The sequence below is a fragment of the Microcoleus sp. K1-B1 genome, from assembly GCF_036704705.1.
In the GTDB taxonomy this organism is placed as follows: domain Bacteria; phylum Cyanobacteriota; class Cyanobacteriia; order Cyanobacteriales; family Microcoleaceae; genus Microcoleus.
Genome location: NZ_JAUBSH010000220.1, coordinates 1 through 1,000, shown reverse-complemented (window position 1 = coordinate 1,000; position 1,000 = coordinate 1). Strand labels below are relative to the sequence as shown.

Annotated in this window: 2 protein-coding genes; both read right to left on the bottom strand. The window is 41.8% G+C overall.

The features are described from left to right. Positions 1–35: 35 nt before the first annotated feature. Positions 36–326 carry a hypothetical protein gene (locus QUA83_RS30515; protein WP_333297961.1) on the bottom strand — a complete coding sequence of 97 codons (291 nt, stop codon included), beginning with the start codon at positions 324–326 and terminating at the stop codon, positions 36–38. Between the two features lie 103 nt (positions 327–429). After that, the gene (locus QUA83_RS30510; protein ID WP_333297959.1) at positions 430–933 is read right to left on the bottom strand and encodes an IS66 family transposase; all 504 of its coding nucleotides are present in this window, start codon (positions 931–933) and stop codon (positions 430–432) included. Positions 934–1,000 lie beyond the last annotated feature (67 nt).

The window sequence follows — 1,000 nt, the reverse complement described above, 5'->3', positions numbered from 1 at the left end:
CATCTTTATTTAACGATTTTACTAGCTTTTTCATTTTATCTCTTTTTTGACACATTTGCCAAAGTGAGATGCACCCGCTGGCTTTTGAATCCTTTGGACTTGGCTTTGATGTCTGGTTTTCCTTGCTCTTCCTTCAATCGGTTGTTTTCATCTTTTAACCGTTGATTCTCTGACTCCAAGTCTTTGACTTTTAATTCTAATTGCTCTATTAGGTTCAGTAATATCTCTACTGTGTGACGCATGGATTCGTCTGCAATACCTTTTGGGTCGATGGTTTGCAGTATCTTCAATGATGACTTGTCTTCTGAAATAATCTTTGGCGTCATGTGTCCTATTTTATGACACTTTGTGTACTCTGCTTACTTTTTTTTCTCTGCTACCCCTACTTATTGAGCCGATACATTTTTCTATTGGATATAAGGTAATTGCTCAACTAGGGGAAAAAAGGGAGCCATCAGTAGAGAGAGCTTGTTGAATAGATTGATAAGCAGTTAAACCCTGACGCTTGCCAGTATTGACAACTGAACGAACGGCAGCAAACAAATCTCGACCCCATTCCGAACGGAAGCCATTAGTCACACGGCGAAATACCACGCTCATCCGAATCGCTTGTTCGCTAGAATTATTTGTGGGTGGAATTGCTGCATCTTCCAGAAATAAAAACAAATTATCCATCAGCTCGCCATAGCGTTTTCGCAACCGGACGCCATCCGGCTGATGTGGCGAAAAGCTCAAAATTCTGGTTAATCTTTCTCGTAAATTGCTGCGATATCGCTCCAGCCTTGCCTCGTCCATCCTATCGCGTTGTCGATGGATAACAAAAGCCCTTAATAATAACCTCTTCATCGCTGGGGCAAAAATCCTGTCTCCTGCATCAATGGCATATTGGCAATCCCGCAGTTGATGAGCTAAACACACTTGCCATGGGTGCATCTCAGTTTGGCAAATACATCAAATTGAAAGTTGACCATTGAGATAAGCACAGCGAAGAGCAAGGATA

What these genes read in the sequence shown, in the direction of transcription:
- QUA83_RS30515 (WP_333297961.1), bottom strand. Translation starts at nt 326, where the DNA reads ATGACGCCAAAGATTATTTCAGAAGACAAGTCATCATTGAAGATACTG.
- QUA83_RS30510 (WP_333297959.1), bottom strand. Translation starts at nt 933, where the DNA reads ATGCACCCATGGCAAGTGTGTTTAGCTCATCAACTGCGGGATTGCCAA.